Genomic DNA, 24449 nt, shown 5'->3' with positions numbered 1-24449 from the left:
GCATCGATGGAGGAACCGCGCCCCCGGGTTGTCGCTGTTGGCAACCCCACCGTTTTCGCGGAACCGCCCGATGCAACGCCCCGACTACCGCAGCACCTACCAGGCTCATTTTGAGCGCATGATCGCCGAACACGGTTACGAACGTGCGCTGGAACTCGTCGTCGGTGATCGTTTCGCGGAGATCGGCCAACTCGAAAAATCCGCTCTCATCCAACTCGGCCTGCGCCCCGAGCACTGCCTCGTCGACGTCGGCACCGGGTCCGGTCGCCTGCCTCGCAGTCTCGTCGACTACCTCACCGGCACCTTCATCGGCACCGACGTCATCACGGGCCCCTTGCGTGAAGCCGAGAAAGCCTGCGCCCGTCGCGATTGGGAGTTTCACGTCACCACCGACTGCGTCATCCCCACCCCCGACCAACACGCCGACTTCGTCAGTTTTTTCTCCGTCTTCACGCACCTGCTCGATGAGGACATCTACCGCTTTCTCCGCGAGGCGCGCCGCGTGCTGAAACCTGATGGGCGCGTGGTCTTTTCGTTTCTCGATTTTGCCAACGCACGACACTGGGAGCTTTTCGAAATCACGGTCGCGGACACCCGACTCGATCGCGTGCTCAATCGCATCACCTCGCCCGAGATTCTCCGTCGCTTCGCCCACAATCTCGGTTTCGTGGTGACCGCGGTTCATGATGGCATGGAGAACTGGATACAATTGCCACCCGCGCCCGCCGGCGCCTCACCAGATAATCCGCGCCAACCTCCGGCCGCGCTGGGTCAATCCGTGATGGTGCTGCAAACCTTCCCCGAAGCGTCCTACCTCGACCGCCACCCGGATGTTCGCATCGCGATCGACGCCGGCACCTTCACGTCCGGCGCCCACCACTACGAGCAATGCGGATACCGCGAGGGACGACCGCTCGGGTGAATCGCACCGCCATTTGCTCCTTCATCATCGGCGAGAAATCGTGCGTTTTGCGCGAACCGTTCGCCCTCAACGCGGTTTATAGCTACTATTCAGCTTATGTCCGCGATTACAGTAGATCCAAAACGACCGCGCATCGCGATGGTATCCACTCATGGATACGTCGCCGCCAACCCGCCGCTCGGTGCCGCCGACACCGGAGGCCAGGTAGTGTATGTGTTGGAACTCGCCAAGAAACTCGGCCAGCTCGGCTACGACGTCGATGTCTGGACTCGCCGTTTCGAGGACCAGCCCGAGATCGATGTGGTCAGTGGCCGCGTCCGCGTCATTCGCATGGCCTGCGGCGGTAACGAATTTATCCCCAAGGAATATCTCCACGAGGATCTGATGGAATGGGGCGAAAACGCCCTGCGCTTCATCAAGCGCCACAAGCTCACCTACGAGTTCGTCAACAGCCACTACTGGGACGGTGGCATCGCCGGCCAACGTCTTTCCGACGCCCTATCCGTGCCGCACGTGCACACGCCGCACTCCCTCGGCATGTGGAAAAAGAACCGCATGGAGCAGGACTATCCGGACCAAGCCGACAGCTTTGAAAAGGAGTTCAACTTCACCGAACGCGTCCGCCAGGAAACCATCCTCTACAACAACTGCGACATCGTGCTTGCGACCACACCGCCGCAGCACGACATGATCATCAAGGACTACGGCGTGCACGCCAGCCGCACCGCGATGATCCCGCCCGGCTACGACGACAACCGCTTCTTCCCCGTCAGCGAAGCCAGCCGCGCCAGCATCCGCAAACGCTTCGGGTTCAAGAAACCCACCGTCGTCGCCCTCGGCCGTCTCGCCACCAACAAAGGCTACGACCTCCTCGTCGAAGCCTTTGCTGTCACCGCAAAACGGATACCGGACGCCGAGCTCCGTCTCGCCGTCGGCGGCAAGAAGATGGACAAGCAGGAGCGCAAGATCCTCGCCGACATCAAGGCCCGCGTGAAGGACCTCGGTCTGCAGCGCCGCGTGAAGTTTGGCAGCTTTATCTCCGACGAGGACCTGCCCGACTACTACCGCGCCGCCGACCTCTTTGTGCTCTCCAGCCGCTACGAACCCTTCGGCATGACGGCCATCGAGGCAATGGCCTGCGGCACGCCCACGGTTGTCACGATTCACGGCGGCCTCTTCCGCGCCGTCAGCTACGGCCGCCACGCCCTCTTCGCCGACACCTTCGACGCCGAGGATCTGGGCATCACCATGATGAAGCCGTTGCGCCACGCCAAACTGCGCAACCGCATGAAACGCATGGGCGCGCACAAGGCCCGCAGTCTCTTCACCTGGACCGGTATCGCCCAGCAGCTTATCGGTCTCGTCGAAGGACGCCCCAGTCCCCACCGCCTTGAGGAGGACGACTGGAGCGAGCCTTGGCACGACGGCGATTGAGCCGCCGCGCCTTCATTCCGATCCTCTCACCGGCCGCGGCTCAGTCCGCGGCCGTTTCGTTTTCGCGCCACAGTCGCACGCCCAGCACGATCCAAAGCACGCCCAACACCGCCGCCTGTATCCACAAATGCAGCACGAGCGTCATCGGAAGGAGGAAGGTGCAGATCTGCCAGACCAAGGCCCGCCCCAAACGCGCGCCATCTGCCCGATGTTCCTGCCGGTAGGCCTGTCGCCATGCGCGCGGCCACCATCCCCACGGCCGGATCTGCTCGTAGAATTTCCGCAACGTGCCTTCGTCCACCGTCGGTCCGATTCGGGTGCCCACCACCGCGGTCAACAGCGACACGACCGTGATGGCCAGGAAACGCGTCGCTTCATTCCATCCCGCGGGATCGGCCAACGAGAAATACAGCGCCGCCGCAAAACCGCCGGCAATGCCGCCCGCAAAGCCCTCGCCGTTAAACCGCCCCCAATACCAGCGCAGCGCAAAGGGCACGAGAAAGGCAGGAAACAGCAGCATCACAATGCCCACCCACACCCCGAGCACCGAACCACCCAGCCAGAGCGCCAGCACCAGGGCCACGGCCACCAACAGCGCCGAAGCCAGATAACTCACCACCATCAGATGCCGATCCGAGGCCTCCGGGCGTTTCGGCTGATACAAGTCGCGCACCACATACGAGGCGCCGGCGTTGAGCGTGCTGTCGAAGGTCGACATCGCCGCCGCCAGCATGGCCGCCAGAATCAAACCACGCACGCCCACCGGAAAGTGCCCCGACTGCAGCACGACCGGCAACACGCCTTCGGCCGCCTCCACCGAATTCACCTCCATACCGAGGTTCATCGCGATGATGGCGAAGCCGAGCACCATCGGCCAGCGCGCCGCAAACAACACCGTCCACAGCATGGCCAACTTGCCGCAGTCGCGCTCCGATCCCGCCGCGTAAAAACGTTGCGCCATGTAGGCCGAGCCGCCGCTGCCACCCAGCCCTTCCAATACACCCTTGCTCATCCATACGGCCAGAAAAGCCAAGAACGGCAGGTAGGGCGATAGCCGCTCATCTCCCGCCATTGGCCAGATCACGTTGAGGTCCGACGCCGGCCAATGATCGAGCAGCTCCGGCGTCACCATGCCACTCGCCACCACCGCCACATAGATGGCCGCGCCTCCAATCAGCACCGTCTGCACCACGTCGGTCCAGATCACGCCATGCAGTCCGCTCGCCGTGGTGTAGAGAAAGGCGATCAACGCGATGCCGATGGCGCATTGAGTTTCTGAATACGGCAAAAACTCCGCCAGGAAGCGCCCCCCCGCTGCGAGGAAAAACACGATCATCGCGACCGTCAGCACCACATAGGTGAGCGCCGCCGTCATGCGGGCGAGTCGCCCGCCGCGGCCTTCACCAAATCGTAAGGTCATCCACTCCGCCGTGGTCATCACTTCCGAGCGGCGATGCCACTTGCCCATGAACGCAAGGAACACCGCGATCGGCAGCACCACCCCGCCGCGCATCTCAATCCAGAAACCCTGCAAACCGTAGAGCGTGATGAGCGCGACGATCGTCATCGTGCCCGCCACATCGAGGTTGCTCGACATGCCCGATGAGCCCAACGCCCACCACGGCAGCCGCCGGCCGCCGAGAAAATAAGAGTCCGTGTCCTGCCCCGCTCGCCTCGCCAACCACGCCCCTGCCGCAATCAACAAAACCAAGTAGAGCCCAATGATGGCCATATCCAATGGGTGCATCCATCCAACCTACAGGGCGTGTCAACGCACCCGCCCGACCACGCAAATCCTCTCCCCACCTTGACCCGTTCCGCGGCCTGCCTTTCCTGCTATCTGATCGGGACTTGCTACGGCATTCGATCTGCTCACCGGGCTCTCCGGCTCTCCTGTTTTTGACGCGGGAATTTCTACCACCATGGCTGCATCCACGTCCGCTCCCATCCAGATTTTCAGCTCCGACCTCGACGGCACCCTCCTGGGCAACCCCGAGTCGACTCAACGGTTCGTCACCGCTTGGCAGACCCTCAGCGATGAGGCTCGCCCGCTGTTGGTTTACAACAGCGGACGCCTCGTCGATGACATGCAACAGCTCGTCGCTGACGGTCGCCTGCCCGAGCCCGATCTCTACGTCGGCGGCGTCGGCACCGAGATCTTCGACACCCGCAGTGGCGTCTACTTGGAGGACTGGTCGCGCGAACTCGATCGCGATTGGGACCGCAACAAAATCGAAGAGCTGCTCAGCGAAGAGGATGACCTTTCGCGCCAGCCCGAGCAGTTTCAAAACCCCTACAAATCGAGCTGGTTTCTGCGCAACGCCACGCCCGAGCGCCTCGCTGAAATCGAGCAACGCATCACGGCCGCCGGCGTAAGTGTTTCCCTCGTTTACTCCAGCGCCCGCGACCTCGATCTGCTGCCCGCCGCCGCCACCAAAGGTGGGGCGCTGCGCTGGCTCTGTCGCCACCTCGGCGTGCCGCTGTCCTCGGTCATTGTTGCCGGCGACACCGGCAACGACAGCAGCATGTTCACCGTGCCCGGCGTGCGCGCCATCGCTGTGCTCAACGCCCAACCCGAGCTGCTCGAGGCCACCATCGGCCACCCGCATCTTTTTCACGCCCACTCCATCATGGCCGACGGCGTGGTCGAGGGTCTCTGCCACTTCGGCGTGGCCTGCATGCCGCCCGCCGCCAACGAGACCGCCATCCCCAAGGCGAAGATGTCGACCGACTTCAAAATGCTCTTCACCGGCACGAAGCTCGGCGGCCTCAGCGACGAGGAAAAGGCCTTCATCCACACCGGCTATGAGCGCGCCATCGACGCCCTCAAACGCAACATCACCCCCCTCGGTTTTTCGGCCTGCTCGCTCAAGGACAACTCCGTCACCGGCACCGACGTAAATTACCGCTCCGTCTGGGGCCGCGATGGCGCCATCACCGTCATCAACTCGCTCGACCTCGACGACGAGGAAGTCCAGGCCTGCTGCCGCCGCACCCTCGAGACCCTGCTCAACGCCATTTCGCCGACCGGTCAGATTCCGGCCAATGTCCGCATCGACGACGGTTCGCCCGACTATTCCGGCGTTGGCAACATCTGCGCCATTGATTCCGGCCTCTGGCTCATCATCGCGGTTTACAACTACGTCGACCGCACCGGCGATATGGAATTTTTGGATACACACGCCGCCGCCCTGCAGCGGGCGATGGATTGGCTCGCCGCTCACGATTCCAACAACGACGGCCTGCTCGAGATCCCCGAAGCCGGTGACTGGACCGACCTCTTTGGCCGCAGCTACAACGTGCTCTACGACGAGGTCCTCTGGTTCCGCACCAACATCTGCTACGGCCGCCTGCTCGAGTTTCGCGGCGACCACGGTCGTGCCGCCGACTATCTGCGCTGGTCGCAGCATATCCGCAGCAAGTTGCTCTCCATGTTCTGGCCCACCACTCGGCCCAACGGGGACGGCGGGCCCAACCGCGACTTCGCCGATCGCCAGTTCAACCTCGGCGACACCCACTACCTGCTCGCGGAGATCACCCCGTTTTCCTTCAACTGGCGCTGCGACGTCTTCGGCAACGTGCTCGCCTTCCTGCTCAACCTGCTCGACATCGATCGCGCCCGCGAAGCCTTCCGCTTCATGTGGGGCGTGGGCGTCAACGAACCCTTCCCCGTCGCCAACCTCTACCCCGTCGTGCAGGCCGGCGACCCCGATTGGCGCGCCTACTACACGGTCAACCTACTCAACCTGCCTCACCACTATCACAACGGCGGCATCTGGCCCTTCGTCGGCGGCATGTGGGTGCGCTTCATTCATCGCCTTGGACTCAACGAGGTCGCCTGCCGCGAACTCTATCGTCTCGCCGAGGTCAATTACCGCGGCCGCGACAACGAATGGGAATTTAACGAATGGGTTCACGGCCAGACCGGCCGCCCCATGGGCAAGGCCTACCAGGCTTGGTCCGCCGCCTGTTTCATTCGCGCCTGCCAAGAGGTCGAAGCCGACCCCCAAAACGGCAGCGACTAAGACCAAGTCAAAAGTAAGAAGTTCGAAGTCAGAAGTCCCGACCGCTGCTTCCTTCTCTTCTTACTTCGTCCTTCCTACTTCTTACTTCTCACTTCCATGCGTCCTACCATCCTCTGCTTCGGCGAAACCCTTTGGGATTTTCTTCCCGAGGGCCTTTTCCCGGGCGGCGCCCCCTTCAACGTCGCCTACCATCTCCATCAACTGGATACCGATGTGCGGCTCATCTCGGGCATCGGCAAGGACACCCTCGGCGACGAAATCCTGCGCCGCCTCAAGCATTGGAAGATCAACACCGACACGCTCACGCTCCACCAAGGCCTGCCCACTGGCACGGTCATCGCCTCCCTCGGCGAAAGCGGTGACGCCAAGTATGAGATCACGCCCAGCGTCGCCTGGGATCAGATTCTCATCGACGAAGATTCCACCCGCGCCGCCATGGGCGCGCAGGCCATTGTGTTCGGTTCGCTCGCCCAACGCGCGCCTTTCAACCGCACCGCCCTCGAACGCCTCTTCGCCGTCTTGCCCGACAACGCTTGGCGCGTCTTCGATGTCAACCTGCGCGCACCGCACGACGACCTCGAACTCGTGCGTGAACTGGCCAAGTCCGCCACCCTCATCAAACTCAACGCCGAGGAAGCCGCCCGCATCGTGCTCGGGGCCGACGAAGAACAACCCGGCTCCGAAGAAGCCATCGCCCGCACCCTCGCCACCGAACGCGACGCCCGCATGGTCTGCATCACCGCCGGCGCCCGCGGTGCCGGTCTGCTCATGGACGGCAACTGGTATTGGGAAGAGGGTCGCGAAGTGAAGATCGCCGACACCATCGGCGCCGGCGACGCCTTCCTCGCCCGTCTCCTTTCCCATCTGTTGGTCGACGAGATTCCGCCGGCCGAGGCCCTCGCCAGCGCCTGTCGCCACGGCGAATGGGTCGCCTCCCAACGCGGCGCCACGCCCGCCTACTGATCACTTTCGGGCGCACCGCGTCCGCCTCGCCTTCCTCGCGAATCCGGTAAAATCCAAAACCGGTCGCCCTAGCTGTTGTCCTTAAAACCATGACCTTCGACGAACTCTGGACCGACATCTCCGCGTTCCTCCCCGGCTTGATTGCCGCCGTGCCCGTGGCCGCCGCCGTCATCCTTGGTGGCATCCTGATCAATCTCGTGATTGGTCGCGCCCTCGGCCTGCTCGCCAAACGCACCCACCTTTCCCCCACCGACATCGCCCCTGCGCGCAACCTGCTGCGTTGGCTGGTGCGTATCATCACCTTCGTGCTCGTGCTGGGTGTCTTCGGTTTCGAACTCGGCGGCCTCTGGGCCATGATCTCCACCGTGCTCGCCATGGTCGCGATCGGCTTCGTCGCCGTCTGGAGCCTGGTTAGCCACACCACCGCCACCGTGCTCCTCGTCACGCTGCGGCCCTTCCACGTCGGCGACGACATCGCAATGCCGTCCGAAAACGTCGAAGGCCGGGTCATCGACATCAACTTCTTCTTCACCACCCTCATCGACCACGAAGGCGTGCAATGGCGCGTGCCCAACAACCTGTTCTTCCAAAAGGTCATCAAACGCACCGTCCGCCAGCGCTACGCCAGCCTGGCTCAGCAGCTCAACAACTCGACCGCCGCCCCGCTCGATCCCCCGCCGCCTCCTCCCAAGGACGACGAAAAGGACGAAGACAAGAAGCCCAAGTCGGCCGCCGACGACGACGCCGCTCGCGCCATTCCCGATCCCGCCACCTTGACGCCCAAGCGTTGATCCGCCTCCTTCATCGCCATGTCTCAAGGATCCACCGGCAACGTCATCTCCGCGCTCGCGAGTTTCTTCATCCCTGGCCTCGGCCAGCTCATCCAAGGCCGCCTGATCAAGGCGATCATCATGTTCGTCGCCGCCGGCGTGCTCTGGATCTTCCTCCTCGGCTGGATCATCCATCTCTGGTCCATCATCGACGCCGCCATGTTCAAGGCCCCGCCCGCCAACTGAGCGGCCGCCCAGAAGACCACGGCAGGATGCCGTGCCCACTCCCCGGCCGTGGCCGAGGCTTCCAGCCTCGGTAGCCCGCCAACGCCCATCCCACGCCTGCCCCTAGGCCCCACCGTCACCTGCCTTGAGACCGCCGACGCCCCCGTCGACCCGTCGGCCCCCAACTGTCACGTATTACGTGACAAACTCCATCACGTCGCACTCCGTGGCCGAGGCTTCCAGCCTCGGCACCTCACCCACGTCCCTCCACGCCTGGCCCGCGCCCCCGACCCGGACGGCCCCCGTCAGCCCCTCCCGCTGACCGACCTAACCCTCTCTCCCCGGGCTCGCTAAACTGTCACGTATTACGTGACAAACCCCAGCCCCTCCCCCCGCCACACCCCCGGCAATTGAGGTTGCCCGCAACCCGCTGACCTCATGAGGTTTCCCTCCGCCTCATGAACGTCCGCCACGCCCTCATCACCGCGGCCAACCCGCGCCAACGCACCCTCCCGCTCCAGACCCTCATCGATCGCGACGGCACGCCCCGCGCCGCCCTCGAAATCATCCTGCGCGAGGCCGATGGCACCGGCATCGAAGAGTTTGTGGTTGTCGTCTGCCCCGGCGACGAAGACGCCTACGCCGCCGCCTGCGGCGACCTGCGTTCCCGCGTCCGATTTGCCGTCCAACCCGAGCCCCGCGGTTACGGTGACGCCGTCCTCCAGGGCCAGGCTGCCATCGGCGACCATCCCTTTCTCCACCTCGTCGGCGACCACCTCCACCTGAGCGACAGCGACCTGAGCTGCGCCCGGCAACTGCTCGACATCGCCGCCGCCGAAAAGACCCCGGTCTCCGCCGTCCAACCCACCCGGGAAAACCAGCTCACCTCCTTCGGTGCCGTCGGCGGCAAACTCCTCGGCGGCGACCGCCCGCTTTACGAGATCGAGGCCGTCCTCGAAAAACCCACCCCCACCGTCGCCGAGCAGGAACTGCTCGTGCCCGGCATGCGCGCCGGTTTCTACCTCTGCTTCTTCGGCCTGCACGTGCTCGACGGTGAGATCTTCGCCATCCTGGACGAACAACGCGCCGCCGCTCCCGATGCCGCCCTCGGCCTCTCCCCCGCCCTCGCCGCCCTCGCTACTCGCCGCCGCTACCTCGCCCTCAACATTTCCGGTCGCCGTTACGACATCGGCGCCGACTACGGCCTGCTCAACGCCCAGCTCGCCCTCTCCCTCGGTGGCCGCGACCGCGATCTGGTGCTTACCCAGATCATCGAACTGCTCGCCCAAAACGGCCGCTGACCCGCCCCCGCCCGATGTCCGCCGCTTCTCTCCTCGCCATCATCGGCAGCAACGATCCCACCACGCGCGACACCGCGCTCGACACGTGGTGTGAGGGTCGTTCCGTCCCCGAGCTCCTCGCCGCCTGCGACGAACTCGAGGCCTACCGCCGTCGCGACAGCAACCTCTACCACCGCGTCCGCGCCCTCTTTTTCCTCAGCGCGATCCATCGCTACCATCTGCCCGCCCGCGCCGAGCTGCCTCGCTCCGGCCGCGTGCCTTACTCGGCTTTCAAACACCTGCTCGAACGCCGCTTCGAGGAAGCTCTCTCCCGCCTGCGCCGCGCCCAGTCCGAGGACGGTCCCTCCGAATCGCTCAGCTCCGCTCTCGCCGCCGGTTACCACGCCCTGGCCTTCGAGACGCTCGCCGGCCAGGTCCGCCGCACCGTGCGCTCCACCCGCGGCAACGCTTGGATGTTCCGCCTCGGTCACCCGCTCGACCAACCGCTTAAGGTCCGTCGCGAACTCCTGACCCGAGCCGACGCCCGCGCGCCTTATCCGCTCCTGCAGGAACACACCGCCGTGCGCATGGACCTCACCCACTGCGCGTGGAGCGACATTTTCTTCCTCGGCATGGACTACCCCGAGGGCGCCCGCGTCATCAACGTGTCCATCAATCTCGGCGTGCACGGTCGCGACGAGACCACTCGTCCTCCGGTCGAAGCCTACTTCCGCGTCATCGACGAACCCGTGCTGCGCCTCGCCTCGGTCGACCTCGAGACCACCGCCTGCATCAACGACCTCGACGAGGTCTTCGACTTCGGTCGCGACTACCTCGGCCTGCTCAAAGCCGCCGTGATCGCCGCCGGCATCGTGCCTCCCGGCATCGAGCGTTCCGGCGCCTCCCTCGCCGATCTGCTCGGCCGCGTCTTCGGCAAAGGCCGCGGCTTCGAACTCGTTTCCAACGTCAACGGCATCCCCAAGGGCTCCCGCCTCGCCGTCTCCACCAACCTGCTCGGCGCGCTCATTGCCGCCTGCATGCGCGCCACCGGACAGATTGCCTCCCTCACCGGCCCCATGACCGAAACCGAACGCCGCATGGTCGCCGCCCGCGCCATCCTCGGCGAATGGATCGGCGGCTCCGGCGGCGGTTGGCAGGACTCCGGCGGCCTCTGGCCGGGCATCAAACTCATCGAAGGCGCGCGCGCCACGTCACAGGATGCTGAATACGGCGTCTCCCGCGGAACGCTCCTCCCCCGCCACACCATTCTCGATCACGAGCGCATCCCCGCTGCCTCCCGCCGCGCCCTGCAGGACTCCCTCGTGCTCGTGCACGGCGGCATGGCCCAGAACGTCGGTCCCATCCTCGAGATGGCCACCGAGAAATACCTCCTGCGCAGCGCCGCCGAGTGGACCGCCCGCCAGACGACCAACGCCACGCTCGACCGCATCCTCGGTCTACTCGCCGCCGGCGACATCCAAAAACTCGGTGCCGAACTCGAGGCCAACTTCACCGGTCCGCTCCAGACCATCATCCCCTGGGTCAGCAACCGCTACACCGAGCGCCTCATCGCCGAAACCCGCGCAGCCTTTGGCGACGACTTCTGGGGTTTCTGGATGCTCGGCGGCATGTCCGGCGGCGGCATGGGTTTCATCTTCGCCCCACACCGCAAGGCCGAGGGCCAGGCCAAGCTGCTCGAGATCATGCTCGCCGCCAAACGCGACCTCGAGGCCTCCCTGCCTTTCGCCATGGACCCGGTGGTCTACGACTTCACCATCAACGAAAACGGCTCCACCGCGTATTTGCTTTCTGGTGACGATGCCCTCCTGCCCGCCGCCTACTATCGCCACGTCACGCCCGGCATCCTGCGCCGCGACGCCCGCGACCTGAGCCACCGCGAACAGGTCGATCTCACCCAGTTCACCCGCGCCGCCCGCCAGCGCCCCGATTTCGCCGCCGCCCTGCCGTCCCTGCTCGACCAGCTCCTGCCCACGGTCGACGCCACCGGCCGGGCCGCCATCGATCTCAACGGTCTGCTCGCCGCCAACGGTTTCGACCGCGCCCAACACGAGCAGATCCGCGCCGACCTGCGCGACGGCCGCATCGGCCTCGCCCTCAACCGCCTGCCCTCCACCACAGCCATTCACGACGTCGCCCCCGAGGAGGTGTGGGACCTCGCCGCCCACGGCGCCGAGTTCCGCGCCGCCGGCGAAGCCGCGCTCGCGCGCGGTGAACTCGCCGTCGTCACCTACGCCGCCGGCGTGGGCAGCCGCTGGACCCAGGGTGCCGGCGTGGTCAAAGGCCTGCACCCCTTCGCCAAGTTTGGGGGCAAACACCGTAGCTTCATCGACGTGCACCTCGCCAAGACCCGTCAGGTCGCCCGCGCCGCCGGCACGCCGATTCCGCACGTCTTTACCACCAGCTACCTCACCCACGCCGCCACCGAGCGCGTGCTGCGCCCCGCCGTCGGCGACGCCTGGGAGCGCGACGTCTGGCTCTCGCCCGGCCGCTCCATCGGTCTGCGCCTCGTGCCCACCGTGCGCGACCTGCAGTTCGCCTGGGAGGAGACGGCTCAGCAGAAGCTCGACGAGCAGAAGGAAAAGATGCGCGACAGCGTGCGCGCCGCCCTCACCGGTTGGGCCCGCTCCGTCGGCGAGGCCAGCGACTACACCGACAACCTGCCCAACCAGTGCCTGCACCCGGTCGGCCACTGGTTCGAGATCCCCAATCTGCTCAAAAACGGCACCCTCGCCGCCCTCCTCCAACAGCACCCGAATCTGCGCACCCTCATGGTGCACAACATCGATACCCTCGGCGCCACCGCCGATCCCGCCATGCTCGGCTGGTTCCAGGCCCGCGGTGCCACGCTCGGCGGTGAGGTCATCACCAAACGCATCGAGGATCACGGCGGCGGCCTCGCCAAGATCGACGGCCGCGTGCGTCTCGTCGAGGGCATGGCCCTGCCCAAGGAGGAGGACGAGTTCCGCCTCTCTTACTACAACGCCAACACCTGCTGGATCGATATCGACCGCCTCCTCGGCGTCTTCGGGCTGACCCGCGACGAACTCGCCGACCCCTCCCGCACCGCCGCGGCCGTGCGCGCCGTCGCCGCCCGCATGCCCACCTATGTGACCATTAAGGAGGTCAAAAAGCGCTGGGGTGCCGGCCAGGAAGACGTGTTCCCGGTCATGCAGTTTGAGAAACTCTGGGGCGACATGACCGCCCTCGCCGACGTGCCCAGCGCTTTCGCCCTCGTGCCCCGCCCCCGCGGCCAACAGCTCAAGGACCAGGCGCAGCTCGACGGCTGGCAACGCGACGGCAGCGCCGCCCACGTCGCCGGCCTTTGCGCTTGGGACGACTGAGCGCTACCCGTCCGATTACCGCCCACCAGGCGCGCTTCATGACTCCCCAACGCAAACGTCTTTTCTGGGGACTGTTGCTGCTTTTCGACGCCGCCATCCTCGTGGGGGGATACTTCCTCTACCGCTGGTGGCACCTGCCCGACGGCGTGGAGCTCAACCAACTCGCTTGGGAAAGCGCCTACCGCGAACGCGGCGAAATCCCGCCGCCCGGCGGCCCCCGCGAAGGCTATTGGGGCAGCAAACTCACCGCGCATACCTACGACACCCAATTCGGCCCCCTCGTCGCCAGCGTCAGCGACGGCGACCTCTACGCCTACGACGACCTTGGCCGGCAGTTTGCCCATTCTCCCGCATCCGACCAACCTCGCCGTCGCCTCCTCATCATGGGAGGCAGCGTCGCCGGCGGAGCCTACGCCTCTGACGCCGCCCACACCTATTTCAGTCTCCTCGCCGAGCACCTCGGCCACGCCGGCCTGCCCGTCGACATCACGGTTTGGGCCGCCGGCGGGTGGATCTCCGAGCAGGAGGTGCCCGCCGCCCGGTGGTTGCTCGCGCGCGAGACCTTCGACGCCGTCATCTTCGTCGACGGGTTGAATGACCTCACACTCTATCCGGAGAATCCCTTGGGTCGGCGGCTAGGCGCTTACCTCACCCATATCGACCGCATCGCGTCTGACCTGCGCACCTCCCCGACGCTGCTAGTCGTGGCCCCCCAGCCTTATCTACCCGACAAAGCGCACCGCACCCGCATCGAGGAGAAAATCCTCACCGCCCATGATTTCACCGAATTCCAGGCCTTCGCTTTCGAGGGGCTGATGGTCGGTTTGCGGGAGCTCGCCGACAACGGCTCCCTGCACCTCATCGACTGCACCAACGTTCTGAGCGCCGAAACCGCCACCACCTTTACCGACATTTGGCACTTCAGCGATCACGGCCACGCCCTGCTCGCCGAGAAACTTGCCACCGGCCTCATCCCACTCCTGCGCGCTCAAGCCCCGCTGCCTGCGACTGCCGGGCCGTCTCTCCCTCCGACGGAGTCCTGAACCAAACGGTCCCAAACGGGGAAAATAACCCAAGAAGCGCTCGTGATTCCGTCTTCACGAATGAGTAATACTGCCTACTTAAGGCCCCCCCCCTTCGCGTCGAATGAATGCAGATGTTTTACGCGAAGATCGCCACCCTCCGTTCCACCGTCCTTCTCCTTACCTGCGGGATGTTCTGTGGCCTAGGTCACGCCGTCGCCGACACCACCGAAACGGTTGCCGATGACCGGCTTGATGCGCTCGAGCGTCGTCTCGATGCCCTCGAGGCCGAAAACGCCACCCTTCGCCAACGCCTTGGTGAAGTCACCGCCGCCGATGCCGCCCGGCCCGCTCCGCACTCCCTGCTGAGCTCGGCCAGCAAAGCTTCCCGCAACCTTCGCGTCAGCGGCTACGCCCAGATCCACGCCGAATTTGGCGGCACTCCCGACGCCCGCTGGAATGGCACCGACGACCGCATCTTTATTCGCCGCGCCATCGCCGCCCTCCAAGGCGACTTGAACAACAACATGGCGTTCAAACTCGAAACCGAACTCTCCTCCGGCTCCCTCGGCGAGAAATCCGGCCACACGCCGCGCCTCACCGACGCCTACCTCACCTGGAAAGTCGCCGAGGATTTTAAGCTGCAGGTCGGCCAGTTTAAGTCCCCCTTCGGCCGCGCTCAGCTCGCCGCCAACACCAAGCTTCCCCTCGTCGAACGCCCCCTCGTCAGCGACCGCCTCACCGTCGGCCGCCAGGTCGGCGTCGCCCTCAACGGCGCCTTCAGCGAGGACCTGCCCATCGACTTCACCGTCGGTGTCTTCAACGGCACCGGCGCCAACGCCAGCTTTACCAACAACTCCAACCTCATGACCGCGGGCCGCCTCGTGGCCCGTCCCGTCCGCCAGGAAAACTTCGGCTGGGAGATCGCCGTCAACGGCTTCCACTACGCCCCCAAGACGGCCGGCACCGACGACCGCACCGGCTGGGGCTTTGACACCGCCCTCGTCACCGGTCCGCTCCTCACCGAAGCCGAGTATCTGCGTTCCAACTACAGCGGCCCCAACGGCACGCCCGACGCCGATGGTTGGTGGGTCGCCACCACCTGGCAGGCCGCCAAGCAGTGGCAGGGCGTCGTCCGCTACGGCACCTACGATCCCGCCGAAGGTATCAACAACGACGACACCCGTCTCTGGACCGTCGGACTCAACTACCTGCTCAGCGGCGACGACCTGAAACTGTCGCTCAACTACGTCAACGGCGACTCCCCGTCCGGCCAGGATGACCGCATCCTCAGCCGCCTGCAGGTGAAGTTCTAAGCTTCCCGGACCCTTTCCCTCCCGCGCTCCTATGAATCGACTCAACTTCATCCAACGCATTACCTTCGCGTTCGCCGCCCTTCTGGTGCTTCTCGCAATCACCAGCTTGCTCGGAAAACGCGCTCAGGACGGTATCCTGAGCTCATTGAATCACGTATCCAATTCGCTATTACCGTCGACCGAGCTGTTGCTGCAGATGGACCGCGATATGCACCAGGCGCTGATCGCCGAACGCACGCTTTACCGCGGCAACCTGACAGCCGACGAGAAGCAGGCCCAGCTCGATACCTTCGACGAAAACGTCGGCCAAGTGCGCGACCGCTGGCAGCTCTATCTCGAGGCCATCAACGACCTCCGCACCGCCGAAATCGACACGAATATCGCCGGCTTCGAAACCAAACTCGACAAATGGGAGCCGCTCGCGCGCGGGTTGCTCGACGGTCAGGCCGAACCCAAACAAATCGCGACCGCCGCCACCGCCTTCGATGACGCCAGGGGCCACCTTGACCATCTCTCGGAGATCGCCGAGGGCATGATGGTCGCCACCCAGGAGGAGGCCGCCTCCATCAGCACCAGCGCGAACGTCCAGGCCATCTCCGTCTTCGTCGTCGCCCTCGTCGCCGGTATCTTCCTCACCTGGACCGTCGGCATTCGCACCGGCCGCACCCTGCGCGACCTCGCCGCCGACCTCACCGTCAACGCCAACAACACCGCCCAGGCCTCAGGTCAGATCACCAACTCCAGCCAGACGGTCGCCGCCGGCGCCAGCGAACAAGCCGCCGCCCTCGAAGAGACCAGCGCCGCGCTCGAAGAGAACGTGAGCATGATCAAGCGCAACGCCGAGAGCGCCCGCCACGCCGAGGAGAACTCCACCGCCGCCCGCGCCGCCGCCGATGCCGGTGCCGCCGAGATGGACGTCATGATCCAGGCCATGGATGACCTCAAGGTCTCCAGCGACAACATTTCCACCACCCTCAAGACGATCGATGAGATCGCCTTCCAGACCAACATTCTCGCCCTCAACGCCGCCGTCGAGGCCGCCCGTGCCGGTGAAGCCGGTGCCGGTTTCGCCGTCGTCGCCGACGAAGTCCGCGCCCTCGCCAAACGCTGCGCCGACGCCGCCCGCGAGACCGCCGAGCGTATCGGCGACTCCGTCGAGAAGAGCAACCGCGGCATCACCGTGAGCCGTCGCGTCGCCGAACACCTGCGCGACATCCAGAGCCGCACCTCCGAGATGGAATCCCTCGTGCGCGAAATCGCCCAAGGCTCCTCCGAGCAGTCCGACGGTGTGCAGCAGGTCAACCGCGCCATCACCGACATGGACCGGGTCACCCAGGCCAACGCCGCCTCCGCCGAGGAAGCTGCCGCCGCCGCCGAAGAGCTCAACGCCCAGGCCGAAACCCTGCACGGCTCGGTCGCCAGCCTCGCTCGCCTCATCGGCTCCGACCTTTCGGAGCTCTCCCGCACCAGCGACCGCAACACCCACGACGCTGCACCGGCCAAATACCACGCGCCCGCGCCTGCTCGTTCCTTCTCCCCGGCTCCCGCGCCGAGAAAGGCCGCCCCGCCGGCCCGCGCCCAGCAGACCATCACGGCCAGCAACGACAACCACGCCGACTTCTTCGAGGAGTTTTAAACGCCGCGCCGCGACCTAGAGGTCGCCCCCGATCGGCCGCAGCACGATGTCTTCCACGACCGTGCTGCGCGACAGCCGGTAAACATCATAGAATGCCCGCGCCACATCCGGCGTGGGCATCATGCGTTTGGGGTCCGCGCCACTGCCGTCCCACGACGGCGAAACCGTCGCGCCGGGATATACCGTCGTCACCCGCACGCCCTTGTCCTTGAGCTCCTCGCGCATGACTTTCGAAAGCCCGGTCACGCCAAACTTGGCCGCACAATAACCCGCCCCGCCCGGGTAAGCCTGCAGCCCGGCGATCGAGCTCATGTTGAAGATGTCGCCCTTCCCGCGCTTTACCATCGCCGGCACGATCGCCCGCGACACGAGGAACAGACTGCGCAGGTTCGCATTCAGCAACCCGTCGAAGTCCTCGACGCTCATCGACAAAAACTCCGTGGGCAGAAAGCGCCCGGCATTGTTCACCAGCACGTCGACGACGCGGAAACGTTTCCGCACGTCGACCGCCATGGAGGCCACTGACGTCTCGTTGCTCACATCGCAGGTGAACACCGCCACCTCGGCCCCGCGCCGCGCACACGTCGCCGCCACGCGCTCCAAGTTCTGGGTGTTGCGCGCGACCAACGCCAGCCGCACGCCCTCCCCCCTCTCCTGGGCAAACGTCTTCGCAATCTCGGCCCCGATCCCCTGCGAGGCCCCGGTAATCAATACAACAGGCTTAGGCATAATAAATAGAAGTTAACCACGGATGAACACGGATGGCTCCACTAACGTTTCGCCTCGCCGGCGCGTAGGCGGTAGCCGGAGCCATCCGTGTTCATCCGTGGTTCAAAAAAATCAGCAGACCAGGTCGCGGAAGTTCATGAAGTCGGCCGACATGCCGCCCGGCACGCCTTTGCAGATCACACTCACCGCGTCGTGCGAATGCAGCGACTCGAGGTGCGAACATGCCACCTCGAAATCGACGATGCGTTTGTCACCGGCGAGCTCCGCGTAAATCAACCGCGCCGCGTCTTCAACAAACTTGATGTGCGCGCCGTTGAGCTCGGCAAAGGCCTGCTCGTCCTCGCGCTTCACCATCACCTGCGTCTCGGTCTTGAGCGCGTTGGCGCAGTGCTGCTGCAGGTCCTCGATGGTGAGCCGTTTGCCCTTCGCGACTTCGACCCGCACCCGCGCCTTCGAACGCTGGTTGTGCGGGATCGCATACGCGCCGCGCACGTCACGCGCATGCTCGCTCAGCTCCGCACTGCACGGGCAGGCTGACGAATACACAAAGTCGAACTCGATGAACTTCCGGAACACGCCGTCCGCGCCCATCAGACCTTCGAAAGAGACCTGATAATACTGCCAGCCTTCCAGCCCGCTGCGCAGCGAGGGCTGCAACATCGGATACGAAAAGCTCAGTTTGATGCGGGCGTTGAGCGCTTCGACCTTGCGTTGGTATTTCACCAAGATGCGGCGCAGCAGATCGAGGGTGAACACATCGTCCTGATGCTCGTAAAACGAACGCACGATGCGGCTCATGTTGATGCCCTTCAGCGAAGCCTCCAACGACACGCTGCCCGTCACACTGGTCTCCAGCGTGTGCACCTCGCCCGCCTTGGTCTTAAACTTCAGCGGTAGCTTAAAATTGGATACACCCACCTGCTGGATCGGCACCGCCGCGCCCTGGATGGCATCCTCCGCCTCCATCATGTCGGGCAGGCTCTCCTTGTAGGCCGGCGTCAGTTTGAACTTCGCATCGTAGGCCCGCTCCAAACGCGGTGCGACACCACCCATGCGGTGCAGATACATCGTCTTCTTCGTGTTGGATTTCATCGTCGTTTTTCCTGGGTTCTGACCGGCCGGTTGGAACGAAAACCTGGACCGATCCCATTCAATTGGGCGCCTTAGGCGGGCGCCCCTCCCGGACCGTAATAGTCCGCAAAATTGCGCGGCGTCTCATACAGCCGCACCCGATGCAGTCGCCCGGCCGGCAGCGCCGGTTCGAGCCGTCGCCAGAAGGCGATGACCAGATTTTCGGTCGACGGGATCAGGTCCTTCAGCCACCGCACCTCTTCATTCAGGTTGCGATGGTCGCAGTCTTTCAAAATGCGTTCCTCCAAGACTGCTTTGAGGTCCCCGAGATCGATGACGTAGCCGGTCTCGGGATCCGTCTCCCCCGCCACCGTGACCTCCAACACATAGTTGTGGCCGTGCCACTTGGCGTTGTTGCACGGACCGAAGGTCTCCCGATTCCACGCCGTGCTCTTGTCCGGATTGTGCAGGCGGTGGGCCGCATTAAAGTGCACCTGCCGGGTCACGTAAACCGTGCCGGGCAGCGAACGAACAGGCGGAGTTTTGCGGGAAGCCTTGGCCATGGGGAAGGCGCGCAACCTGCCCGCATCCCCGTCGCCGTCAATGGCTCGGCGCAGAATCTTCGACCGCCGTGTAGGCGTCCCAGCACGCTTCGATTCGTTCGACCGAAAGTTCGCCATCAAAGACCACCACCCGGTAGCGCCAGCTCACCGTTGCGCCGGGGTTGATGGCAAAAGCGTTCTCCTGCGCCGGCACGTAGTTGAAGAAAACCCTGCCATCATCCCAGATGCGCACTCGTTGCGGCGCATCCCGATTGTCCGGGTGCCCCATCACCACCACGCCACCGCGACCCGCTGGCGTGGCGACCGGGCCGGCCATCTCCACCCAACGCGCCCGTGTGGCATGACCGTCGGCTCGCCCCAACCCCTCCGAGGTCAGGTAACGGCTGTTTTGTGCGTCCCAATCCATCGGACCGCGATAGGCGAGCGGCCCGCCGTAGCGATACGCCTCCAGCTCCAAGGGCGCACTCGATACGTTGGTGGTGACCGTGTCGTAATCGACCAGATACACTCCATCGGCTTCCCGCACCGTTACCCGCAGCACTTCGCGCAAGATGATCTCCCCCACTTCGGCCGTGCCCGCCTTGCACGCATAGTGTTCCAGCTCCACCGCAAAGCCCGCCGAGGTCGCGTCCGCCCAGGTTTCCCGCACCGCCGCATGGCGAATCCCTGCCGTCTTCCCACCAATATTCCAAAAGTCCAGCGCCCGCCCGCGGTGATGCGTCTTCACCCACGCATGCCACAGGCCGAGGTGGTGGTAATGATCGGGCGCATACACGCTCGTCACCACACCGCCCGCCGGCGTCACCAGCGGATGAATATAACCCGTGCGCGCAAACACCGGGTCCACGCCTTCGGGCAAGGGGAGCGGCGTTTTGCGATACGCCAACACCGTGGTCTCGCCGCGCGTCACCGTCAGCGTATCCGCATCCTCCACCACTTGCAGCTTCGGCGAAGCCGCGACCAGACCGGCCAAAAGGGAAAACGAAAGCACCAGGAGGGATAAACGTCGGGTAGTCATGGGGTAAAAAAGCGCCCCCATTCTGCGCCCATCGCGCCGCCTCCGTCCACCTTCAAGATACTCCCCTCGGTGCGCCCGAAAAACCCTTGCCCGTCCCCGCCTCACCCCATCAATCCCTGTCCATGGCGATGCGCATCAGGATCCTTGGCAGTGGCAGTTCGGGCAATGCCGCCCTCCTGCAGACTGAGGGCGCGCAGGTCCTGATCGATGCCGGTTTTTCCGGCCGCAAACTCACCCAGATGCTGCACGAGGCGGGCACGCGCTTCGAAGACGTGCAGGCAATTTTCATCACCCACGAGCACGGCGATCACACCGCCGGACTCGATACGATCACCAAAAAGCACCCGCACCTCACCCTCTTCGCCAACGCCGCCACCGCGCGCGCCGTGCAGACCAAACTCAGCCGCCGCCCCAACTGGCAGGTTTTCCAAACCGGCACCCGCTTCCGCTTCCGCGACCTCGAAATCGACGCCTTCTCCGTGCCGCACGACGCCCAGGAACCCGTCGGCTACACCTTTGCCTCCGGCGACGACGGTGACCTGTTTTCGCCCCGCCGCTCCCTCGCCTGGCTCACCGACCTCGGCCACATCCCCGGCCACGTGCGCCAACGCCTCGCCGCCGTCGATCTCGTCGCCATCGAGTCCAACCACTGCACCCGCCTGCTCGAGGCCGACATCCGCCGCCCCTGGTCGACCAAACAACGCATTTCCGGCCGCCACGGCCACCTGTCCAACGATGGCGCCCTCGAAATCCTCACCGAGATCGCCAGCCCGCGCTGGCGCCACATCTGCCTCACCCACCTCTCGCGCGACTGCAACAGCCTCGAAGCCGTGGAGAATACCTTCGCCCCGCTGCGTAACCTCCTGAGCTCCTGCGCCTTCTCCATCGTCGGCCCCGGCGAGGGCACCCCCACCCTGGACCTCGTTTGACGGGCAACCCAATCGTCACCCGTTAGACGACAGTTGCCAGTTGCCGCCCGTGCTTCGGCCCGCATTCTCGCCCGAACCATGGACGAAGCCTCCCGTCGCCCCCGCTGCACCAAAGTCGTTTTCACTCTCGGTCCCGCCACCCAGAGCGAAGAGATGCTCGAGCAACTCATCCGCCAAGGCGCCGATGTCGCTCGCATCAACATGGCTCACGCCAACCACGAGTGGACCCGCATGATCGTCCGCCGCATCCGCGAGGTGTCCCAAAAGGTCGGTCGCGAGATCGCCATCATGATGGACATCAAGGGCCCGGAAATCCGCACCGGCGACGTCGAGGCGCCCATCGATCTCAAGGCCGGCGAGACCTTCGATTTCAGCGTTCGCCCCGGCACCGCCGACGACAGCCCCGAGGAAATCCGCTCCGTCGACGTCAATTACGAGAACCTCATCGAGGACATCTCGGTCGGCGACATCGTGCTCGTCGACAACGGCCTCATGCGCTTTGAGGTGCTCGAAAAAGTCGGCCCCCGCATCCGTTGCAAGGTGCTCATCTCCGGCCAGCTCACGTCCCGCCGCCACATCAACCTGCCCGGCGTGCGCGTCAGCCTGCCCGCCTTCACCGAGAAAGACCGCCGCGATACCCTCGTCGCCATCGAGGAGGGCATCGACTTCATCGCCCTCTCCTTCGTGCGCGAAGGCAGCGACATCACCGCCCTGCGCACCTTCCTGCAGGAGAACAAATCCAAGGCCCGCATCATCGCCAAAATCGAGGACCAGTCCGCCATCACCAACCTCGAGGAGATCATCGAGGAGTGCGACGCCCTCATGGTCGCCCGCGGTGACCTCGGCATCGAGTGCCCCATCGAAGACCTGCCCGTCATCCAACGCCGCGCCGTGCGCGCCTGCTTCGACCGCGGCCGCGCCGTGATCATCGCCACCCACATGCTCGAATCGATGATCACCTCGCCGGTGCCTACCCGCGCCGAGATCACCGACGTCGCCAACGCCGTCTACGAAGAAGCCGACTGCGTCATGCTCTCCGGCGAAACCACCGTCGGCAAATACCCCCTCGAATGCGTGCGCACCCTCGACCGCATCGCCCGCCGCATCGAAGCCGAAGGTGAACTCGTCTTCGAAGAACCAGCCCTGCTCGACGGCGAAAAGATCAAGGTCCTGCAATCCGCCGTCGTGCTCGCCAACGAGCTGCCCAACAGCGCCATCCTCACCTTTACCCGCCGCGGTTTTAACGCCGCTGCCCTCGCCGCCCTGCGTCCCGCTCGCGCGCCGATCTTCGCCATGACCAACAGCGTGCAGACGCTGCGTCACCTGCGCATCCTCCGCGGTGTTGATCCCTTTGTCATGCCGCTGGCCTCCGACCCCAACGACACGATCGACAACGCCATCCGCCTCCTGCAGCGCAACCAACGCGTCCAAGTCGGCGACAAACTCATCGTCGCCACCGACATCCTCTCCAACGACCGCTTCGTCGACAGCGTGCAACTGCGCACCGTCCGCTGAGCCCGCCCCATCGGAACCGAGGTCACCGACCTCGGCTACAACGCCGCCTGACGCTTACTCCGCGTCGATTTCCAGCTGTAGGGCTGCCGCTTGCGGCACGCCGCGCCCTGCCCCTGCGCCCGCGGCACGTCGCCAGCGACGGCCCTACATCGAGATTTCGGCTCACGCACCACGCCACCTCCGCTGTAGCCGGGGTCGTTGACCCCGGTCGCAGAGAGGCAACGCAGCGCGAGTAAACTCGCAGCCTACACTCCGCTCACGCCCCCTCGATGTAGGCCGCGAGCTCGCTCGCGCTCCGCCGCAGGGTTCCCCACCCCGCCCGCTCCACCGCCCCCTAAGTAGTTCCCCCGTTTGACCGCGCCCGGTATCCTCCGTCCTTTGAGGGGAATGCCTCTGCGTCATCGCCCCCTAATTAGACGTCTCGCTCTGGCCTCCGCGTGTGGTTGCCTCCTCGGCTCCCTGTCCCTGCACGCCTCCGGCACCTATCCGCCCGCGCCGCCGCGTCTTCGCGCCGATGTCGTGCGCAACATCGATCCCGAGGCCTACAACCTCGGCAAATCCATCTACAGCGGCCGCGCCAATTTCTCCTCCGGCACCCGTGCCGATGCCTCTCTGGTCGAAAATAACGCCGCCCGACTCACTACCGTCGTCGACCGCATTCCCAGCCGCGCCAGCGCCAAACTCGATGTGCCCCGCCTGGCCCAACAACTCGACGCCGCCAGCCTCGACGCCCTGATCTATTATTTGGAACTGCGCTTCCGCCTCACGGAGGACTCTGCCTGATGCGTCCCTTAACCTCTTCCCTCTTGCGCCCGGTCGCCCTGCTCGCCCTCGGTCTGCTGTCGCTCACCTCAACCTCGGCCTCCACCGCCTACATTCCGGCACCCGGCACCAGCTACCTGCACCCCAACGTCTCCGTGCAGTGGGCCACCGACTTTTGGTTCGACGACAACCTCGCCACCCTGCCCGGCCACCTCACCCAAACCACGGCGTCGGTGGAATTTGAATACGGCCTCGCGCCCGACTTCGCCCTCGATGCCACCGCCGGCTACTCGACGGTCAACTACCAGGGCGGCCCCCTCGGCGGACTCGTGCTCACCACCGACGGTCAGGAGGTGCGCGACGGTCTCACCGACATCCGCCTCGGCGCGTCTTGGCGCATCCTCGACGAATTCCGCAGCCTCAACGAAGCCGCCCCCACCATCACCCTGCGCGCCGGCGCCATCCTCGCCGGCACTTACGACACCGGCTTTCTCAACGCCGTGTCCGACGGCGCCGATGGTTTCGAACTCGGCGTCAAATTCGGCAAACAGCTCCTGGCCGCCAACGCCGGCCTCTACGGCGACTTCACCTACCGCTTCGTCAGCACCTCCACGCCCGACGAATGGGAAGCCAGTATCGGCGCCTACAAGACGATCGACGCCTTCACCCTTTCCCTCGGCCTGCGCGAAAAACAATCCGTGGGTGGCATCGATATTCTCGGCCCCGGCTTCACCCTCGCACGCTTCACCGACGTGCGGGAAAAGAACCGCACCGTGGAACTCGGCCTCACCTACGCCTGGCGCCCCACCGCCACGCTCAGCCTCGGCTACGCCCGCACCCTCGAAGGCGAAAACACGCCCAAGAAAAACGTCCTCATCGCCGCCGCCTCGTTCCGATTCTAAACCGG

The 24449-nt window shown here is 65.0% G+C and carries 20 protein-coding genes; 15 read left to right on the top strand and 5 right to left on the bottom strand.

Going from position 1 to position 24449, the window contains the following annotated elements:
- The first annotated feature begins 70 nt into the window (after window positions 1-70).
- Both K1X11_RS19230 and K1X11_RS19225 read left to right on the top strand, forming a co-directional pair.
- Window positions 71-922: a class I SAM-dependent methyltransferase gene (locus K1X11_RS19230; protein WP_221030787.1), complete on the top strand. Its 852-nt coding sequence runs from the start codon at window positions 71-73 to the stop codon at window positions 920-922.
- 96 nt (window positions 923-1018) lie between these two features.
- On the top strand, window positions 1019-2356 hold the full coding sequence (locus K1X11_RS19225; protein ID WP_221030786.1) for a glycosyltransferase: 1338 nt from the start codon (window positions 1019-1021) through the stop codon (window positions 2354-2356).
- Between the two features lie 40 nt (window positions 2357-2396).
- Here the strand turns inward: K1X11_RS19225 and K1X11_RS19220 are convergent, their stop codons facing one another.
- The gene (locus K1X11_RS19220; protein WP_221030785.1) at window positions 2397-4103 is read right to left on the bottom strand and encodes a sodium:solute symporter family transporter; all 1707 of its coding nucleotides are present in this window, start codon (window positions 4101-4103) and stop codon (window positions 2397-2399) included.
- Between the two features lie 175 nt (window positions 4104-4278).
- Here K1X11_RS19220 and K1X11_RS19215 point away from each other — a divergent pair, with 175 nt between their 5' ends.
- The 9 genes from K1X11_RS19215 to K1X11_RS19175 all read left to right on the top strand — a co-directional run bounded on the left by K1X11_RS19215 (window position 4279) and on the right by K1X11_RS19175 (window position 16955).
- Window positions 4279-6381 carry an HAD-IIB family hydrolase gene (locus K1X11_RS19215; RefSeq protein WP_221030784.1) on the top strand — a complete coding sequence of 701 codons (2103 nt, stop codon included), beginning with the start codon at window positions 4279-4281 and terminating at the stop codon, window positions 6379-6381.
- 96 nt (window positions 6382-6477) lie between these two features.
- Window positions 6478-7344: a carbohydrate kinase family protein gene (locus K1X11_RS19210; protein ID WP_221030783.1), complete on the top strand. Its 867-nt coding sequence runs from the start codon at window positions 6478-6480 to the stop codon at window positions 7342-7344.
- A gap of 89 nt (window positions 7345-7433) precedes the next feature.
- The gene (locus tag K1X11_RS19205; protein ID WP_221030782.1) at window positions 7434-8135 is read left to right on the top strand and encodes a mechanosensitive ion channel family protein; all 702 of its coding nucleotides are present in this window, start codon (window positions 7434-7436) and stop codon (window positions 8133-8135) included.
- Window positions 8136-8153: 18 nt separating this feature from the next.
- A complete protein-coding gene (locus K1X11_RS19200) occupies window positions 8154-8360 on the top strand; it encodes a DUF6677 family protein (protein WP_221030781.1) in 207 nt (68 codons plus the stop codon).
- 437 nt (window positions 8361-8797) lie between these two features.
- Window positions 8798-9640 (top strand): sugar phosphate nucleotidyltransferase, encoded by an 843-nt coding sequence (locus K1X11_RS19195; protein ID WP_221030780.1) that lies wholly within the window; start codon window positions 8798-8800, stop codon window positions 9638-9640.
- Window positions 9641-9654: 14 nt separating this feature from the next.
- Complete coding sequence (locus K1X11_RS19190; RefSeq protein ID WP_221030779.1) at window positions 9655-12981, top strand: UTP--glucose-1-phosphate uridylyltransferase; 3327 nt, start codon at window positions 9655-9657, stop codon at window positions 12979-12981.
- Window positions 12982-13019: 38 nt separating this feature from the next.
- Window positions 13020-14024 (top strand): SGNH/GDSL hydrolase family protein, encoded by a 1005-nt coding sequence (locus K1X11_RS19185; RefSeq protein ID WP_221030778.1) that lies wholly within the window; start codon window positions 13020-13022, stop codon window positions 14022-14024.
- 107 nt (window positions 14025-14131) lie between these two features.
- Window positions 14132-15319: a porin gene (locus tag K1X11_RS19180; RefSeq protein WP_221030777.1), complete on the top strand. Its 1188-nt coding sequence runs from the start codon at window positions 14132-14134 to the stop codon at window positions 15317-15319.
- 31 nt (window positions 15320-15350) lie between these two features.
- Window positions 15351-16955 carry a methyl-accepting chemotaxis protein gene (locus K1X11_RS19175; RefSeq protein ID WP_221030776.1) on the top strand — a complete coding sequence of 535 codons (1605 nt, stop codon included), beginning with the start codon at window positions 15351-15353 and terminating at the stop codon, window positions 16953-16955.
- A 15-nt stretch (window positions 16956-16970) separates the two neighbouring features.
- Here the strand turns inward: K1X11_RS19175 and K1X11_RS19170 are convergent, their stop codons facing one another.
- From K1X11_RS19170 to K1X11_RS19155, 4 genes are all read right to left on the bottom strand, one after another.
- Window positions 16971-17684, bottom strand: a complete 714-nt coding sequence (locus K1X11_RS19170) for an SDR family oxidoreductase (RefSeq protein ID WP_221030775.1) — start codon at window positions 17682-17684, stop codon at window positions 16971-16973.
- A 111-nt stretch (window positions 17685-17795) separates the two neighbouring features.
- Entirely contained in the window at window positions 17796-18776 is a 981-nt protein-coding gene (gene folE2, locus K1X11_RS19165) for a GTP cyclohydrolase FolE2 (protein ID WP_221030774.1), read from the bottom strand.
- 71 nt (window positions 18777-18847) lie between these two features.
- A complete protein-coding gene (locus K1X11_RS19160; protein ID WP_221030773.1) occupies window positions 18848-19318 on the bottom strand; it encodes a 6-pyruvoyl trahydropterin synthase family protein in 471 nt (156 codons plus the stop codon).
- Between the two features lie 37 nt (window positions 19319-19355).
- Window positions 19356-20336 (bottom strand): DUF6807 domain-containing protein, encoded by a 981-nt coding sequence (locus tag K1X11_RS19155; RefSeq protein WP_221030772.1) that lies wholly within the window; start codon window positions 20334-20336, stop codon window positions 19356-19358.
- A 128-nt stretch (window positions 20337-20464) separates the two neighbouring features.
- Between K1X11_RS19155 and K1X11_RS19150 the strand changes: the two genes are divergently transcribed.
- The 4 genes from K1X11_RS19150 to K1X11_RS19135 all read left to right on the top strand — a co-directional run bounded on the left by K1X11_RS19150 (window position 20465) and on the right by K1X11_RS19135 (window position 24444).
- Entirely contained in the window at window positions 20465-21265 is an 801-nt protein-coding gene (locus tag K1X11_RS19150; protein ID WP_225919392.1) for an MBL fold metallo-hydrolase, read from the top strand.
- A 78-nt stretch (window positions 21266-21343) separates the two neighbouring features.
- Window positions 21344-22780 carry a pyruvate kinase gene (pyk, locus tag K1X11_RS19145; protein WP_221030770.1) on the top strand — a complete coding sequence of 479 codons (1437 nt, stop codon included), beginning with the start codon at window positions 21344-21346 and terminating at the stop codon, window positions 22778-22780.
- Window positions 22781-23167: 387 nt separating this feature from the next.
- Window positions 23168-23563 carry a hypothetical protein gene (locus tag K1X11_RS19140; protein ID WP_221030769.1) on the top strand — a complete coding sequence of 132 codons (396 nt, stop codon included), beginning with the start codon at window positions 23168-23170 and terminating at the stop codon, window positions 23561-23563.
- Window positions 23563-24444 (top strand): hypothetical protein, encoded by an 882-nt coding sequence (locus tag K1X11_RS19135; RefSeq protein ID WP_221030768.1) that lies wholly within the window; start codon window positions 23563-23565, stop codon window positions 24442-24444. The genes K1X11_RS19140 and K1X11_RS19135 overlap by 1 nt, the downstream gene beginning before the upstream one ends.
- Window positions 24445-24449: the final 5 nt, after the last annotated feature.

This window comes from Actomonas aquatica (genome assembly GCF_019679435.2).
In the GTDB taxonomy this organism is placed as follows: Bacteria; Verrucomicrobiota; Verrucomicrobiia; order Opitutales; family Opitutaceae; genus Actomonas; species Actomonas aquatica.
Note: the sequence above shows the minus strand (reverse complement) of the source record. Positions and strands in the feature narration are given on the sequence as shown.